The organism is Lacrimispora amygdalina, assembly GCF_900205965.1.
GTDB lineage: Bacteria > Bacillota > Clostridia > Lachnospirales > Lachnospiraceae > Lacrimispora > Lacrimispora amygdalina_A.
This window is the reverse complement of the sequence record NZ_OAOF01000021.1, coordinates 1-16,968: the sequence shown is the minus strand read 5'-3', so window position 1 is coordinate 16,968 and position 16,968 is coordinate 1. Positions and strand designations below refer to the sequence as shown.

The following is a 16,968-nucleotide window of genomic DNA, read 5'->3' as shown; positions in this document are numbered from 1 at the left end:
AGGAAAGATAAGTGAATCGAAAAGAAGCGCGAAAAAGAGCGGAACAGTTAGTATCAAATATGACATTAGAGGAAAAGGCAAGCCAGCTGCGATATGACGCACCGCCGATACGCAGACTTAATATACCAGCTTATAACTGGTGGAATGAAGCGCTTCATGGTGTGGCAAGAGCCGGTACCGCTACCAGCTTTCCTCAGGCCATTGGTATGGCGGCGGCTTTTGATGAGGATCTGGTGCATGAGATTGCAGAGACTATTGCGGAAGAAGGCAGAGCCAAATACAATGCTTTTGCTAAACAAGATGACAGAGATATTTATAAAGGACTGACATTCTGGTCTCCCAATGTAAATATTTTCCGCGATCCCAGATGGGGAAGAGGTCAGGAGACTTACGGGGAAGATCCTTACTTAAGCAGCAGACTTGGCGTTGCCTTTATCAAAGGGCTGCAGGGAGATAAGGAGACCATGAAGGCGGCGGCCTGTGTAAAACATTTCGCGGTTCATTCCGGTCCGGAAGCGCTGCGTCATGAATTTAATGCGGAGGTTTCCAAAAAGGATTTGAGAGAAACCTATCTGCCGGCATTTGAGGCAGCAGTGAAGGAAGGAAAATCCGAAGCTGTTATGGGCGCCTATAACCGTACCAACGGTGAAGCCTGCTGTGCAAGCAAAACCTTAATGCAGGATATTTTAAGAGGTGAATGGGGATTTGAGGGTCATTACGTTTCAGATTGCTGGGCAATCCGTGATTTTCATGAGCACCATTTAATCAGTCCGGATGCCAAAACTTCTGCAGCTATGGCAATCAATGCTGGCTGTGATTTAAATTGCGGCAATACGTACCTGCATATATTAAACGCATATGAACATGGAATGGTCAGTGAGGAGACGATTACAGAAGCCTGTACGCGCCTGTTTACCACCAGATATTTGCTGGGACTGTTTGATGAAAACGAATTTGATTCCATTTCTTACGAGAAAGTGGAGTGCAGAAAGCATCTGGAACTTTCCGAACGCGCTGCCAGAGAAAGTATGGTTCTGTTAAAAAATAACGGCATACTTCCTTTGAATAAAGAATCGGTGAAGACAATAGGAGTCATTGGACCGAATGCAGACAGCAGAGCAGCTTTGATCGGAAACTACCATGGTACGTCTTCGGAATATATTACGATTCTCCAGGGAATCCAGGCGTTTGTAAAAGATGACGTCAGAGTTCTTTATTCGGAAGGCTGTGATATAAGCAAACCCAAAACTGAAAATCTGGCATTTGATCACGACCGTATCTCAGAAGCATTAATTGTAGCAAAACACAGCGACGTCGTTGTTTTGTGCCTGGGTCTGAATGAATACCTAGAGGGGGAAGAAGGAGATCAGGGGAACCAGTACGCTTCCGGGGATAAGGATTCCCTGCTGCTTCCTGAACCCCAGAGAAAGTTAATGGAGGCACTTGAGAAAACAGGTACTCCTGTTGTACTGTGCATGATGGCAGGCAGTGATATCGATTTAAGCTTTGCCAGTAAGCATTACGATGCCATTATTCAGGCATGGTATCCGGGGGCAAGAGGCGGAAAAGCATTTGCAGAGATCCTGTTTGGTCTGTATTCACCATCGGGAAAATTGTGCGTAACGTTTTATGATCCGGAAACTCCTCTGCCAGAGTTTACAGATTATTCCATGAAGAACAGAACCTACCGATACCTGGAGAGTAAGCCCCAGTATCCTTTTGGATTCGGTCTGACCTATGGGCAGGCAGCAGTAACTGAGGCTGAGTTTAATATGGAAGAAATGGAAATAGAGGCAGTGGCTGAGAATATCGGAGGCAGAGATATTGAGGAAGTTATCCAGGTCTATGTTAAGGTTGTGGATTCAGAATTTGCTCCTCTTCATCCCAGACTCTGCGGTTTTAAGAGAGTATCACTTGAGCATAACGGGAAAAAGCGCGTGAAAATCAAGCTTGATAAACGGGCCCTCATGGTGGTGAATGACAACGGAGAATATATAAAAGACGGAAAGAACGTTGAGCTATATGTAGGCTTTAGCCAGCCGGATGAAACCAGCATACAGCTTATGGGCGGGAAACCGGTAAAGCTGACAGCAGAAATTTAAAATATACTTTTATAAAAAGACGGACTTGCATAAGCATGCAGCTCCGTCTTTTTCTGATGGGATTATGACTGTTTAAAAATTACCTTATCATTATGCCTTTTTATATTTACCGCTTGGGTTTCTGATATGTTAATCTATAGATAACCTAAGAAGAGGAGGGATTGATATGATTAAAATTCTTGCGATAACGGCCTGTACTGCGGGGATTGCCCATACGTACATTGCCAGGGAAAAGCTGGAAAATGCTGCAAAGGAAATGGGGGATTTTATCAAAGTAGAAACACAGGGGTCCATTGGGGTGGAAAATGAATTGAAACCGGAAGAGATCCGGGAGGCGGATATCATTCTGATTGCAGCGGATATTCGGGTTAATAAGGACCGTTTTATGGGGAAAGCGGTTGTTGAAATACCCATCAGCATGATTATGAAAAGTCCAAAAGGTGTGATCTCGAAAATTCACCAGAAATTGGGGAAATAACTGGCGGAGAAGGTATCGTATCAGAAGGGAGAAGAAATGGCGGGACAGAAATTCAATGTGAAAAAACATGTTATGACGGGAATCTCTTATATGATTCCGATTGTGGTATGCGGGGGTATATTGTGTGCTCTGGCAAAAGGGTTTGGGGGCTATAACATCGGAAGCGCTGTGGAAGCAGGTGCAACACCGTTTTCCAATTTAAATCCCTTTACATGGTCAGGCTTCTGGTGGGGAGTAAATAAGCTTGGCTCCGTAGCGATGGATTTTGCTGTTGCAGTGATGACGGCTGGAGTTGCCTATTCCATTGCAGGACGTCCGGGGATTGTACCTGGAATTGTAATCGGTTATTGTTCGGCTCAGTCAAAGGCCGGCTTTCTGGGTGGTCTGCTGATGGCTTTTATTATCGGGGCCTTTGTAAACTGGATGAAAACCTGGAAGTTGCCAAAGTGGTGTGAAGGTCTGATGCCTGTTATGATCATACCCGTTATCTCTACATTTATATGCGGAATGATATTCTTATGCCTGTTTGCAATTCCGTTATCCATTATCATGAATGTTTTTCAAAAATGGATTGTTTCTCTGAATGGAGGCGCTAAGGCAGTGATAGGAGGAGTTATCGGGGCCTGTATGGGATTTGATATGGGAGGTCCTGTTAATAAAACGGCATCAATGGCTGCCAATGCATTGGGTGCAGATGGTATCTATGGTCCTATGGCTGCAAAGATTATAGGAGGCATGACACCTCCCATCGGTATTTTTATTGCAACTCTCATAAAAAAGAATAAATTCTCGAAAGTAGAGCTGGAAACAGCAAAAACTGCTTTTCCCATGGGGCTGTGCTTTATTACGGAAGGGGTGCTTCCATTTGCTGCAGCAGATCCGGTAAGGGTAATTCCAAGCTGTATGATAGGTTCCGCACTGGCTGGTGCAATTGCGGTTGGCATGGGCTGCGAATCAGTGGCTGGTCATGGAGGTATATTTGTTGTTCCTATGATGAAAAATCCTGTCTGGTTTTTAATTGCACTGATTGCTGGTTCTGCTGTGACTGGTATTATATATGGATTATTAAAGAAGCCTGGAACGGAAGACGGGGAAGAAAAAGAGACAGATCTAGACATAGATCTGGATATTCAGATACAGTAATGAATATTTTAAAAGAAAGGACAGGTTGCAATGCTGGTATCAATGAAGGCAATTCTTGAAGATGCAAATAAACATTATTATGGTGTAATGGCTATGAACAGCATTAACATTGAAATGGCAAGAGCAGGCATTCTGGCAGCAGAGGAAGAACACTCTCCCATAATCATTCAATTTGGCCCGGGGCAGATGAAAAAACACGCCCATGCGGAAGATATGCTGCCTGTAATAAAGGAACTGGCTGAAAGAGTCTATGTACCAGTGGCCTTAAATCTGGATCACGGCACGGATTTTTATGTAATAGCGGACTGCATTAACCGGGGGTTCACAAACGTTATGTTTGACGGGTCGGCTCTTTCCTTCCAGGAGAATATCAAAAGAACTTCCGTCATTACTGCTCTGGCACACCAAAAAGGCTGCTCAGTAGAAGGGGAGCTGGGGCATGTCGGTCAGGCCGTGAATTCTGATGATACTGATCGTGATTTATATACAAATCCGGACCTGGCAGTTGAGTTTGTTAAAAAAACCGGTATTGATGCTTTGGCTGTGGCTATTGGAACTGCACATGGAGCATACCCCAAAGGGAAAATACCAAAACTGGACTTTGAAAGACTGATTCAATTAAAGTCAGCGTTAAATATGCCTCTGGTACTCCATGGCGGCTCCGGATCCGGAGAAGAGAATCTAAGAAAAGCTATAGCAGGGGGGATTAATAAGATTAATGTGTGTACAGATGCATTTGAGGCGGGAAAACAGGCAATGCTGGCAGTTCTGAAAGAGGACTCCTCACTGGACTATATGAATCTGTGTATGGCGGCAGAAGCTGGAATCAAGAGTTTTGTTAAGGACTATATGAGAATCATCGGATCTGCAGGCCGATATTGCTATGGGGAAACGCTGGCGTCTGGTAATGAATAAAGATATAATGATCTGGTGCGGCAAATGATAAAATATCGTCTGCCGCCCATGGAAAAACTGAGGTGATTATTTGAAAAAAGATAAGAACACATTATATTATAACCGAATATTAAAATGTCTTCTTTCAGGAAAGAAATTTACTCTGCTTCAGCTTGCAGAGAGTGCGGGATTATCTGAAAAGTCAATAAGAACCAAAATAAATCAGCTTAACGAATGGATGTCAGTCAATCAATTAGGCTGTATTAAAAAAAAGCAGGGCACCGGAATCTGGCTGGAAGCCAGTTCCGCTCAGAAAGAGACTTTAAAAGAACGAATGAATACTTCCAGAGACGATGATTTCTGTGAAGAACTGGAAAACAGAAACAGACAGCTGACTGGAAAACTGTTAAAGCTGAAGCCTGGAGAAATTATCACGATCTGCCAGCTGGCCGAAAGTCTTTATTTAAGTCCGCCAACGGTTGCCGGTATGTTAAAAAAGGTATCTCCGTGGTTTGAAAAGAGAAATTTAAAAATTATCTCTGTGCGGAATAAAGGGATCTGTGTGGCGGGAAATGAATACAATTACCGCATTGCCATAAAGGATTATATTATCTACATGATGCCGGATATTATGGAAGCACTCCTCGGCACTTATGCGTCAGGTCTGGACATTTACAGGATCAGAAGGATGATTGTTGAGGCTGAAAATGCATGGAGGGTGGAACTGGCGGATGTATCGTTTCATATGGTCTGGATTATGACCTGCCTTTCGCTTTCAAGAACTCATATGGGTGATCATGATATATTCGGAAAAGACAATGATGAAGAGGTGGAGCATTATAACGAATATTCTTTTGCAGAATCTATTTATCAAAGAATTGAGTCAGAATACAAAATTAAAATATCGCCTGCAGATGTGAAGCTTTTATCAATACTTCTTCTGTCTGCCCGGAAGATTGAAGGATTTTTCTGTCTTGGAGAGGAGGATTATGCAGGCCAGTATGATAAGAATTTGAAAAGCTTTGTGAGGCTTGTGATAGAAACAATCGATTCTGTACTGGATGTAGACCTCTCGTCTGACGGGATATTGTATGAGAGCCTTCTGATTCATATGCGGTCAGTTATCTTTCGGCTCAAATATTCGACTATGACGTCGGACAGCATCAGCAAATATGTTAAAAATGAGTATAAACAGACGTTTCTAGCAGCCTGGTCCACAAGCAATCTGTTTGAAGAATATTATGGAGTGCAGGTAACGGAAGAGGAACTGGCTGGAATTGCTCTTTATATTCAGGCTGCTCTGATTCGAAAGAAAAAGAACAGGCCTCTCCTGGCATTAATGGTGAGTAAACGGGGCCTCGCCTCCAGCCAGTTCATGATCGAACTGATGAAATACAGTATTCCGGAAATATCTGAAATAAAAGCGGTCAGCTTTCACGATTTTCGCATTGAGTTCTATTCTGATGTGGATTTGATTATCACATCTGTCGACTTAAAAGAAGACGATCCCCGAATTGTCGTGATAGAAGACCACTTGTCAGAAGCAGCGGTTGAAGGGGTCAGACGGAAGGTAAGAGAAATCAGAAAAAATATTTCTGCATCCATATTCCGCTTTGATAATCTTTGCCATCAGCTGTTTGATGTAGATCTTATTTTCTTTCATCCGGACGCGGCTGATAAGGATGAACTTTTAAAAATGATGGTCAGCCGGCTGGAAGAAAAAGGGGATGTAACAGGAAATTATATGGATAGTGTATTCTTTCGTGAGAAGGCAACCACCACAAGTATTGGTCATGGAATTGCAATCCCCCATGGAAATATGATGGAAGTAAATGAATCCAGAATAGCAGTGGCTATTTTGGAACAGCCGGTTGACTGGTCCGGGGATCTGGTTGATGTAGTTTTTTTGCTGGCAGTAAAAATGACATCAAATTACGAGATACGAAGAACAAAGCAGTTTTATAAGGATTTTCTTTTGCTGACTGAGAGCAGTGAGAATATGGATACAATCAAACGCTTTGATTCTGCATTTTCAATATATCAATATTTTATACGATAAAGGAGTAGTCTATGGCAGTGGAAGAAATTTTGGATCAGAGAATCATTGATCTGAATATGAAAGCAAAAAACAAAGAGGAAGTTCTAAGTTATCTGGCTGAACTGCTTAAAAGAGCCGGGTATATTGATGATTTAAATGGTTACTTACAGGATGTTTATCTGAGGGAACAGGAGGGGATTACAGGAATCGGCAATCATGTGGCAATTCCACATGGAAAATCAGATTCTGTAAAACAAGTGGGCATTGCCATAGGAAAAACGGATCAGATGATTGAATGGGAATCCTATGATGGAGAACCATCAAATTTGGTTTTTCTTTTTGCTGTACCCCGAAACAGCGAAGGGACGAAGGAACATCTGCGCTTAATATCAGAATTAGCCGGCAAGCTGGGGAATGGCGTTACTCTTGAAAAATTAAGAATGGCTAAGAATTACACCGAATTAACAAATGCTTTTCTATAAACATATTTAACAAAAACTATTTACAATCTAATATAAATATGTTAATATTTTACATGTAACCGGTTACACAAGGAGAGCTTGAAATGAACATACGAGATATAGCAAGAAAAGCGGGTGTTTCTTCCGCAACTGTTTCCAGGGTAATTAATGAATCTGGATACGTAAAAGAGGAAACAAAGCAAAAGGTATTATCGGCAATTCAGGAAGCGGATTATGTACCCAATGCCATAGCCAGAAGTCTCAGCATACGTGATTCTTCCAGCATTGGAGTGATTGTTCCGGATATTGCCAATGAGTTTTTTTCAGGCATTATTAGTGGAATTGGAGAAAGGGCCGCCAATAATCAGTACAATATCGTGTTATTTGATACAGGAGAACAGCCGGAAAGAGAACATCAATGCCTTATGGTGGCGGAAAGCCAGAGATTGTCCGGGCTTTTGATCACGCCGATCTCTGAGCTTGATGAAGTGACCAGGGATAAACTGATACAATTTGAGAACAAAGGAATTCCTGTTGTATTAGTTGACCGCAATATAAGAAATTCCAGTTTGGACGGCGTTTTCGTAGAAAACCAGGAAGCAGCATATAAGGGTGTGGAAGCGCTGATCCAGAACGGACATAAAAAGATTGCAGTGATAACAGGTCCCAACACTTCCATGCCGGGTAAGGACCGTCTCAATGGATACAAATCAGCTCTCAGGGATCATGGGATTGGGGTGAGAGAGGACTATATTGTATCCGGTGATTTTAAGATCATGAAAGCCTATGAACGGACAAAAGAATTACTGGAGCTTCCGGATCCGCCGACTGCTATTTTTGCATCCAACAACCAGACCAGCCTGGGGGTGTTAAAATATTTAACAGAGCATAAGCTGAAAATAGGCAGAGATATTTCCATTGTGGGATTTGATCAGATCGAATCTCTTAAAATCATTGATTACAGTCTTTCGACCATTGACAGAGATGCAAGGAAACAGGGGTATCAGGCAATGGAAATGCTGATTGACAAGCTGACCCGTAAGGAAAGCAAAAGCTCAGGACGCAAGGTTTTTGTTCCCTATCAGATCGTACTACGCGGTTCAGAAAAGATAAAATAGACTGCAGATTGGCAGTTTATTTTTACCCCAATATGTAACCGGTTACATACTACAATAATTAATAGTGGAGGATGGATATGAGCATAGCAAACATGATAGACCATACAATGCTGAAGGCGGATGCCGGAGCGGAAACAATCAGAAAATACTGTCAGGAGGCGAAAGAATATGGGTTTGCATCCGTATGTGTAAACACTTCTCAGGTACCTCTGGCAGCAGAGGAGCTGAAGGACACAGGCGTGTCAGTCTGCTGTGTGGCAGGCTTCCCTTTGGGAGCCATGCTGACATCTGCAAAGGCATTTGAAGCGGCAGAGGCAGTAAAGGCAGGAGCGGATGAAGTGGATATGGTAATAAACATCAGCGCCCTGAAAGATAAAAATTATGATCTGGTCCGCGAAGACATAAAAGCTGTTGTTGATGCATGCCATGGAAGAACCGTAAAAGTGATTCTTGAAACCTGCCTTTTAACAAAAGATGAAATCGTAAAGGCCTGTGAACTTTCCATGGAAGCAGGAGCACATTTCGTCAAAACATCCACAGGTTTTAGTACCGGAGGTGCAACTATTGAGGATGTGGCACTTATGAGAAAAACGGTGGGAGGAAGAATGAAAGTAAAGGCCAGCGGAGGAATAAGGACACCGGAGGAAGCCAGGGCCATGATAGAAGCAGGAGCAGACCGAATTGGTGCCGGTAATGGGGTTGCTCTGCTGTAAAGAGAAGAGGAGAAACTTATGGGTAGGAAAATAACGATATTTGGGAGTTTTGTTGTAGATTTAATGGGAAGATGTCCGCATCTGCCTGTGCCGGGAGAAACGGTGAAGGGAAGTTTATTTAAGATGGGACCAGGAGGAAAAGGGTTTAATCAGGCGGTTGCTGCTCATAAAGCGGGAGCAGACGTAACCATGGTGACGAAGGTTGGTAAAGACACCTTTGCAGATCTTGCCATTGAAACGATGACAAAGCTGGGCATGGATACAAAACGGGTTTTCAGTAGTGAAAAGGCAGAGACAGGAACAGCGCTTATTATGGTAGATGAGAATACCAGCCAAAATGAAATTGCTGTGATCCCGGGAGCCTGTAATACGATTACTGATGAAGAGGTGGAATCAATCTCTGACCTTCTGGACCAGTCAGACTATCTGCTCATCCAGCTGGAAACAAATCTTTCATCCGTTAAGAAAACGGTTGAAATAGCATCTGAGAAAGGGGTTAAAATTATATTAAATACGGCACCTGTACAGCCTGTCAGTGACAGCATTCTAAAACGGGTGGAACTGATTACGCCCAATGAAGTGGAAGCTGGAATTCTGACCGGCATAACGGTAGATGGAGAAGAGAGTGCAGGAAAAGCAGCGGATTATTTCCTGGAAAAGGGAGTGCGGAATGTAATGATAACCATGGGAAGCAGAGGGGTTTATATTGCATCTCATAAAAAAAGAGGAATGCTGCCCGCCTATCAGGTTGAGGCCGTGGATACAACTGGAGCAGGGGACGCATTTAACGGCGGTCTTGTCACAGCTCTGGCGGAAGGAAAGGATTTATGGGAAGCAGCGGAATTTGCCAATGCCCTGGCAGCTATTTCAGTCCAGAGGATCGGAACAACACCTGCAATGCCGGAACGATCTGAAATTGATGCATTTATGAAATCTCATAAAATGGAGGGATGATAATGTTAAAGACTGGTATTTTCCACCCGCAGCTTTCAAAAATCCTGGCAGAAATCCGGCATATGGATATGCTTGTAATTGCCGATGCCGGGCTTCCTGTTCCAAAAGGAGTGGAGCGTGTGGATCTGGGATGGAAACAGGGAAGTCCGCCCTACTTAGAGGTACTTGAAGAGATTGAAAAGTATATGGTAACGGAAAGGGCTGTTTTTGCCCAGGAAGCACTGGAGGTAAGCAGAGATCTGCATAATAAAGCACTGGCTCTTCTGCCTGAGGGGATTCCTGTGGAATACATTCCTCACAGCGAACTGAAAAAAATGACAGAAGGAGCAAAAGCAATTATACTCACAGGCGAGTTTACTGGTTATACCAACGTGATTCTGATCTCAGGGTGCGCCTATTGAGATCAGGCGAGGAGAAGGGGAATTAAAATGGGAGGAAGGTTAATTTTAAAACTGGAATCAATCGTAAAGACATTTCCTGGCGTAAAAGCTCTTGATGGGGTGCATCTGGAAGTATATGAGGGTGAGGTTCATGCTTTGTGCGGGGAAAACGGAGCAGGAAAATCCACTTTAATGAAAATTATTGCAGGAGCTCAGCCTTATACATCCGGAGCTATGTATTTAAATGAAAAAAAGGTGGTATTTCATTCAGCCAGGGACGCAGAAAAGTCAGGAATTGCCATGATTTATCAGGAGTTTAATATGGTTCCAGAATTATCAGTTGCTGAAAATATGTATCTTGGAAGACTTCCGGTAAACGGTTTTAGGAAGGTGGATTGGGACAAGCTTTATAATAATGCGCAGGATAACTTAAACCATTTAGGTTTAAAATTCAGTTCAAAAACCAGAGTAAAAGATCTTTCTGTTGCTGAAGCACAGATGACAGAAATAGCCAAGTGTCTCACTATAGGTGCCAGAATTATCATTATGGATGAACCAACTGCCGCACTGGCAGAGGAAGAGATTAAAGTCCTGTTTCAGATTATTGAAGAGCTGAAAAAGAAAGGGATTGCAATTATCTATATTTCCCATCGTATGGATGAGATCTTTCGGATTTCAGATCGTCTGACTGTGTTCCGGGATGGCAGATATGTGGCTTCTAAAGAGATAGGTGAAACAGACTATGATGATGTAGTATCCATGATGGTAGGCAGAAGTGTTTCTAATTTATATCCTGCCCGGGATTTTAAATCCCAGGAAATAGTCATGGAAGCAAATAATATTAAACACAAGAAATTACATAATGTAAGTCTCCAGCTTCATAGAGGAGAGATTCTAGGCATTACCGGGCTTTTGGGCGCAGGAACTACAGAACTATCTAAAATTTTATACGGTGCCATACCAATGGAAAGCGGAGAACTCTGGATACATGGAGAGAGAAAAGACTGTTCTGCACCTGTAAAAGCACTGAAAGCCGGAATAGGCTTTGTGTCTGATGACCGGAAACAGGAGGGACTGGTACTAATAAGAAGTATTCGGGAGAATATTTCCATGTCGTCCCTGAAGAAAATGACAAAAGGAATTCATTTAAATACCAGATTGGAGACGGAGCGGGTAAATCATCAGGTGAAATCATTAAATATCCGAATCAGTTCTACTGCACAGCTGGCCGGAAAACTAAGCGGCGGCAATCAGCAGAAGATCGTTTTTGCAAAGGTATTGGAAGCGGATTCTGACATTCTTATTCTCAATGAACCTACAAGAGGAGTAGACGTGGGGGCCAAAGCGGAAATATATTCCATTATGGATCAGTTGACAAAAAATGGAAAAAGCATTCTTATGGTTTCCACAGATTTACCGGAGCTCATTGGAATCAGTGACCGGGTTATAGTGATGCGGGAAGGGCGTATTGTATTGGAGATTTCAGGAAAGGACATGAATCAGGAAATGATTTTAGCACATGCATCTGGAGGGGTGAGGAAAAATGAATCAGAAAGCTAAGAAACAATTGATAAACCAGATCAATATTTATCGGTCAGTTTTAATACTACTTATCATTTGCCTGTTTGCAGCATTCTTATCAGGAAGCTTTTTAAATATTTCAAACCTGTTTAACGTATTTAAGCAGGTTACTGTCGCAGGCATTATTGGCTGCGGAATGACCTTCGTAATACTTACCGGAGGAATTGACTTATCCGTTGGTTCTATTCTGGGGCTCTCCGGTGTTGTGGCGTCAGGAGTTCTTGCTTCCACCGGAAACGTGTTTCTGGCGGCAATAACGGCTGTTACCATAGGTGCCGTATGCGGTGCTGTCAACGGTTTATTTATATCTCAATGCGGAATCCCTCCGTTTATAGCAACTCTGGGCACAATGACTTTGCTGCGGGGGTGTGTTTTAATCTACACGAAGGGTTCACCGATTCCGGTAAAATCTGATGCTTATAAATTTATTGGAAAGGGCTCTGTTTTAGGAGTACCAGTTCCTGTAATTATTCTTATACTCCTTTTTCTGGCAGCACATTACATATTGACTCAAACCCGGTTTGGAAGGAGCATTTATGCACTTGGGGGAAATCGGGAAGCAGCCCGGCTGTCAGGCATATTAGTAAAAAGAACAGAATGGACCGCTTATATTATGAATGGACTTCTAAGCGGGATTGCGGCTATTGTATTGACTGCAAGGCTGGGGTCAGCCCAGTCCACCAGTGGACAGGGAATTGAAATGGATGCGATTGCAGCGGTTATACTTGGAGGTACCAGCTTAAGCGGAGGGACGGGATTTGTTCTTCCGACCGTAGTGGGCGCCATGATTATGGGAATTATAGACAATATCCTCACATTAATGAATGTTAACCCTCATGCAACCAGTATCGTGAAAGGTGCTGTTGTACTGATTGCCGTGCTGGTGGACAAAAAGGTAAAGGATTTATCTGCGAAAGCGGAATAAATAGAAACTATTTAATGTATTTGAGAAGGGAAGGGAACAATTATGATGAAAAAAAGAATTGCAGCAGCAATGGCAGCAGGTCTGATGGTGTTTACACTCGCGGGATGCAGCACAAAAGCAGCGTCAGAGTCTCCAAAAGAGACCACTCAGACAGAATCCACTGTTAAGAAATCAGAGGAAACCACAGCAAAAACAGATGCAGGAACAAAGAAAAAATATGTAATCGGTCTGGCAATGAATACCCAGACGAATCCGTTCTTTGTTGATGTTAAGGATGGGGTTCAAAAGGCAGCCGATGAGCTGGGAGTGGAATTATACATTACGGATGCTCAGGATGACCCGGCTGTTCAGATGAAGGACGTAGAAAACCTGATAACGAAAAAACCTGACTGTATTATTATTGATACCTGTGATTCGGATGCCATTGTTTCATCCATCGAGGACTGCAATAAGGCAGGAATTCCGGTGCTTACCATGGACAGGGAAGCCAGCGGAGGAGATGTGGTCTCTCATATAGGATATGATGCAATCAAATCCGGAAAGCTGGCAGGGCAGTATCTGGCAGATACTCTGGGCGGAAAAGGTAATATAGTAGAACTTCAGGGGATTATGGGGACCAATGTAGCCCAGAACCGTTCCAAAGGATTTAATGAAATTATAAGCCAGAACCCGGATATGAAAATAGTTGCATGCCAGGTGGCGGATTTTGACCGGGCAAAGGGTATGAGTGTGATGGAGAACATTTTACAGGCCAATGATCATATTGATGGTTTATATGCTGCCAATGATGAAATGCTTCTGGGAGCATTAGAAGCCATTGAAGCTGCAGGGCGTCTTGATGAAATCACAATGATTGGCTGTGATGCCATTGATGACACCATTGAGGCAATTAAAGCAGGAAAGGTAGAAGCGACCATAGCAGAGCCTCCGTTTTTCCTTGGAAAAGCAATATTAAAAACAGCTTATGATTATCTGGAAGGTAAGAATGTCGAAAAATACGTTATTCTGGACAATGAACTGGTTACCTCTGAAAATGTAAATGGATTAGTTACAAAAGAATAAACGATACATATGCAAGGCGGCTGCCAGATCCCTTAAAAACGGTTTCTGGCAGCCGTTTTTATGTGGCAAAGAAGGATAGAAGTTAAAACAGTTTGAAAAGAACCGTGACAAGTGCATGATATCATGGTAAAATACGTCTGTGCCTCATGGTAAAGTATGGCAGAATAATAAACAGGCAAAGGGTGAAAGATTATGGAGACCGATATGACGAGAGGCAATCCGCTTCCCATCATTTTAAAATTTACAATTCCGCTTTTAATCGGAAATATATTTCAGCAGTTTTACAATATGGTGGATACCATTATAGTGGGACGTTTTGTGGGACCGAATGCATTGGCAGCAGTGGGGTCAACCGGAACCATTATGTTCCTGGTTATTGGATTCTCGCAGGGAATGTCGACCGGATTTACAGTTCTGACCAGTCAGCGGTTCGGTGCAGGCGACGAAAACGGAACGAAGAGATCTGTGGCAAATGGCATTCTATTGTCTTTGTTTGTCATAGTGATTATGACTGTATCCAGTCTGTCCTTTATGAGAATACTTTTAAGACTTATGAATACTCCTTCTGATATTATGGGAGACGCATACACTTATATCTCTATTATCTGCATGGGAATTATAGCAAACGTATTCTATAATCTGTTTTCCTCGTTTCTACGCGCCGTTGGTAACAGCCGCATACCACTCATGTTTCTGGTGTTTTCCGCATGTTTAAATATCATGCTTGATTTGATTTTTGTAATCAGTTTTAAGATGGGAGTGGCAGGCGCAGCCTGGGCGACCAACGTGTCTCAGGGTGTTTCGGCGCTATTGTGTATCATTTATATCACCAGAAAAATGCCTGTTTTAACTCCCGAAAGGCATCATTGGAAGCTTCATCAGTACGACACAAGAATCCAGCTGTCTGTCGGAATACCCATGGCTCTGCAGTTTGGTATCACTGCGTCAGGTACTATGATCATGCAGTCTGCAGTGAATCTTTTTGGTTCCGTAGCAGTAGCATCAAACACGGCGGCTAATAAGTTTCAGAGTATGGTCATTCAGGGAATGATTGCTATGGGACAAACCATGGCTACTTATGCAGGTCAAAACTATGGAAAGGGAGATATCGGAAGGATCAAACGAGGGGTTCGTCTTGCTTTGACTACAGAAGTGATTTATGCTGTTGTTTCCACGATCGTTGTAGTCCTGGGACTTCCCTTTGCACTAAAGCTGTTTTTCTCCGGCAATGTTGATCTGGCAGAAATTCTTCCCTGGGCGAAAACCTACAGTTATTTGTGTGCTGCTTTTTACATTCCTCTCGGGACTATCTTTATTTTCCGCAATACCATGCAGGGGTGCGGATACGGATTTCTTCCTATGATGGGCGGCGTCGTAGAACTGGCAGCCAGATTGATTACGGCAATGCTTGCCATAAAGCTGTTAAGCTTTCCTCTTGCATGCGCCTGTGATCCTGCAGCATGGTTAAGCGCAGCTATATTCACGGGAGTATCTTATATTTATGTTATAAAAAAGGTGGAAAATCAGCAGGCTGTCTAGGCCGATTTTTTCTGGTTTAAATTTCTTAATTTATTATTGATTTATAGATTAATATTTAGTATATTATGTAATAGATTATCTTTAGGAAACACTTGAAAGGGGAATCATGATGATAAAAGTAGCTGTGGATGCCATGGGCGGTGACTATGCACCGGTACAGACGGTAGCAGGTGCCGTGGAGGCGGTAAACGCGAATAAAGAGATCCGGGTTCTCTTAGTAGGGCAGGAACAGATGATATCTGAAGAACTTACAAAATACACATTCAATAAGGACCAGATACAGATTGTGAATGCGACAGAGGTAATCGAGACGGAAGAACCTCCGGTTAACGCTATACGTAAGAAGAAAGATTCTTCCATCGTTGTGGGAATGAATCTGGTAAAACAAAAAGAGGCGGATGCATTTGTATCGGCCGGTAGCTCAGGCGCCATACTGGTTGGCGGACAGGTGATAGTCGGACGGATCAAGGGTGTCGAAAGACCACCGCTTGCACCGCTTATTCCTACAGAAAAAGGTGTTTCCCTGCTGATTGACTGTGGTGCGAATGTGGATGCCAGACCCTCTCATCTGGTACAGTTTGCCCGAATGGGCTCTCTTTACATGGAGCATGTTGTGGGCATTAAGAATCCTACAGTAGCCATTGTCAATATCGGCGCAGAGGAAGAAAAGGGAAATGCGTTAGTAAAAGAAACATTTCCGCTGTTAAAGGATTGTAAGGATATTCATTTTACCGGAAGCATTGAGGCCAGAGAGATTCCGCATGGCGGTGCAGATGTCATAGTATGTGAGGCATTTGTGGGCAATGTAATCCTGAAGCTGTATGAAGGAGTAGGCGCGACCTTGATTAACAAGGTAAAGAGTGGTATGATGGGGAATTTTAGAAGCAAAATCGGTGCTCTGCTAGTGAAGCCTGCTTTAAAAGAAACTTTAAAATCATTTGATTCATCCCGATATGGCGGAGCTCCGCTTCTGGGACTGAATGGTCTGGTAGTAAAGACTCATGGGAATTCAAAAGCGGCAGAAATTAAAAATTCCATACTTCAATGCGTAACCTTCAAAGAACAGGGAATTAATGATAAGATAAGAGAAAGTCTTAAAATGAAAGAAGAAAATCAAGAATAGGAGAGAGGAAGGAAAACAAATGGAATTTGAGAAATTACAGGTAATTATTGCAGAGGTATTAAATATTGAGCCGGAGGAGGTTACCATGAACTCCACATTTGTGGATGATCTTGGTGCTGACTCCCTTGATGTGTTCCAGATTGTTATGGGCATTGAGGAGGAATTTGATATTGAGATTCCAACTGAAGTGGCAGAAAATATCGTGAGTGTCAGTGACGCAGTAGAACAGATCAAGAATGCATTAAATTAATAGATGTGGGTGCTGCTAAGACCATATGGTCTGACCGCAGCACCTTCTTTCATAGAGGGACACCCTTCGGGTATCCCTTTATGTCCAAAAATCGTGGACAATAATAAGGAACACCCTTCGGGTACCCCTTTATGTCCAAAAATCGTGGACAATAATAAGGAACACCCTTCGGGTATCCCTCTATGTCCAGAAATCGTGGACAATAAT

At 42.9% G+C, this 16,968-nt stretch carries 16 protein-coding genes; all 16 read left to right on the top strand.

What is annotated here, in order from left to right:
* The first annotated feature begins 11 nt into the window (after positions 1–11).
* Positions 12–2,102, top strand: coding sequence for a glycoside hydrolase family 3 protein (locus CRO04_RS21365; RefSeq protein WP_097006275.1), 2,091 nt, complete (start codon positions 12–14; stop codon positions 2,100–2,102).
* A 169-nt stretch (positions 2,103–2,271) separates the two neighbouring features.
* Positions 2,272–2,580: a fructose PTS transporter subunit IIB gene (locus CRO04_RS21360; protein ID WP_097006319.1), complete on the top strand. Its 309-nt coding sequence runs from the start codon at positions 2,272–2,274 to the stop codon at positions 2,578–2,580.
* A gap of 36 nt (positions 2,581–2,616) precedes the next feature.
* A complete protein-coding gene (locus CRO04_RS21355) occupies positions 2,617–3,723 on the top strand; it encodes a PTS fructose transporter subunit IIC (RefSeq protein WP_097006274.1) in 1,107 nt (368 codons plus the stop codon).
* A gap of 30 nt (positions 3,724–3,753) precedes the next feature.
* Entirely contained in the window at positions 3,754–4,638 is an 885-nt protein-coding gene (locus CRO04_RS21350) for a class II fructose-bisphosphate aldolase (protein WP_097006273.1), read from the top strand.
* A 70-nt stretch (positions 4,639–4,708) separates the two neighbouring features.
* Positions 4,709–6,676, top strand: a complete 1,968-nt coding sequence (locus CRO04_RS21345; protein WP_097006272.1) for a BglG family transcription antiterminator — start codon at positions 4,709–4,711, stop codon at positions 6,674–6,676.
* 11 nt (positions 6,677–6,687) lie between these two features.
* Entirely contained in the window at positions 6,688–7,137 is a 450-nt protein-coding gene (locus CRO04_RS21340) for a PTS sugar transporter subunit IIA (RefSeq protein WP_097006271.1), read from the top strand.
* A gap of 83 nt (positions 7,138–7,220) precedes the next feature.
* Entirely contained in the window at positions 7,221–8,234 is a 1,014-nt protein-coding gene (locus tag CRO04_RS21335; protein WP_097006270.1) for a LacI family DNA-binding transcriptional regulator, read from the top strand.
* 77 nt (positions 8,235–8,311) lie between these two features.
* The gene (gene deoC / locus CRO04_RS21330; RefSeq protein ID WP_097006269.1) at positions 8,312–8,947 is read left to right on the top strand and encodes a deoxyribose-phosphate aldolase; all 636 of its coding nucleotides are present in this window, start codon (positions 8,312–8,314) and stop codon (positions 8,945–8,947) included.
* 18 nt (positions 8,948–8,965) lie between these two features.
* A complete protein-coding gene (rbsK, locus tag CRO04_RS21325; RefSeq protein ID WP_097006268.1) occupies positions 8,966–9,901 on the top strand; it encodes a ribokinase in 936 nt (311 codons plus the stop codon).
* 2 nt (positions 9,902–9,903) lie between these two features.
* The gene (gene rbsD / locus CRO04_RS21320; protein WP_097006267.1) at positions 9,904–10,302 is read left to right on the top strand and encodes a D-ribose pyranase; all 399 of its coding nucleotides are present in this window, start codon (positions 9,904–9,906) and stop codon (positions 10,300–10,302) included.
* Positions 10,303–10,329: 27 nt separating this feature from the next.
* Positions 10,330–11,841: a sugar ABC transporter ATP-binding protein gene (locus tag CRO04_RS21315; RefSeq protein ID WP_097006266.1), complete on the top strand. Its 1,512-nt coding sequence runs from the start codon at positions 10,330–10,332 to the stop codon at positions 11,839–11,841.
* Positions 11,825–12,787 (top strand): ABC transporter permease, encoded by a 963-nt coding sequence (locus tag CRO04_RS21310; protein ID WP_097006265.1) that lies wholly within the window; start codon positions 11,825–11,827, stop codon positions 12,785–12,787. The genes CRO04_RS21315 and CRO04_RS21310 overlap by 17 nt, the downstream gene beginning before the upstream one ends.
* Before the next feature lie 42 nt (positions 12,788–12,829).
* On the top strand, positions 12,830–13,849 hold the full coding sequence (locus tag CRO04_RS21305) for a substrate-binding domain-containing protein (RefSeq protein ID WP_330400909.1): 1,020 nt from the start codon (positions 12,830–12,832) through the stop codon (positions 13,847–13,849).
* 192 nt (positions 13,850–14,041) lie between these two features.
* Complete coding sequence (locus CRO04_RS21300; RefSeq protein ID WP_097006264.1) at positions 14,042–15,388, top strand: MATE family efflux transporter; 1,347 nt, start codon at positions 14,042–14,044, stop codon at positions 15,386–15,388.
* Positions 15,389–15,497: 109 nt separating this feature from the next.
* Positions 15,498–16,511 carry a phosphate acyltransferase PlsX gene (gene plsX / locus CRO04_RS21295; protein ID WP_097006263.1) on the top strand — a complete coding sequence of 338 codons (1,014 nt, stop codon included), beginning with the start codon at positions 15,498–15,500 and terminating at the stop codon, positions 16,509–16,511.
* A gap of 19 nt (positions 16,512–16,530) precedes the next feature.
* The gene (acpP, locus tag CRO04_RS21290) at positions 16,531–16,761 is read left to right on the top strand and encodes an acyl carrier protein (RefSeq protein ID WP_097006262.1); all 231 of its coding nucleotides are present in this window, start codon (positions 16,531–16,533) and stop codon (positions 16,759–16,761) included.
* The last annotated feature ends 207 nt before the right edge of the window (positions 16,762–16,968 follow it).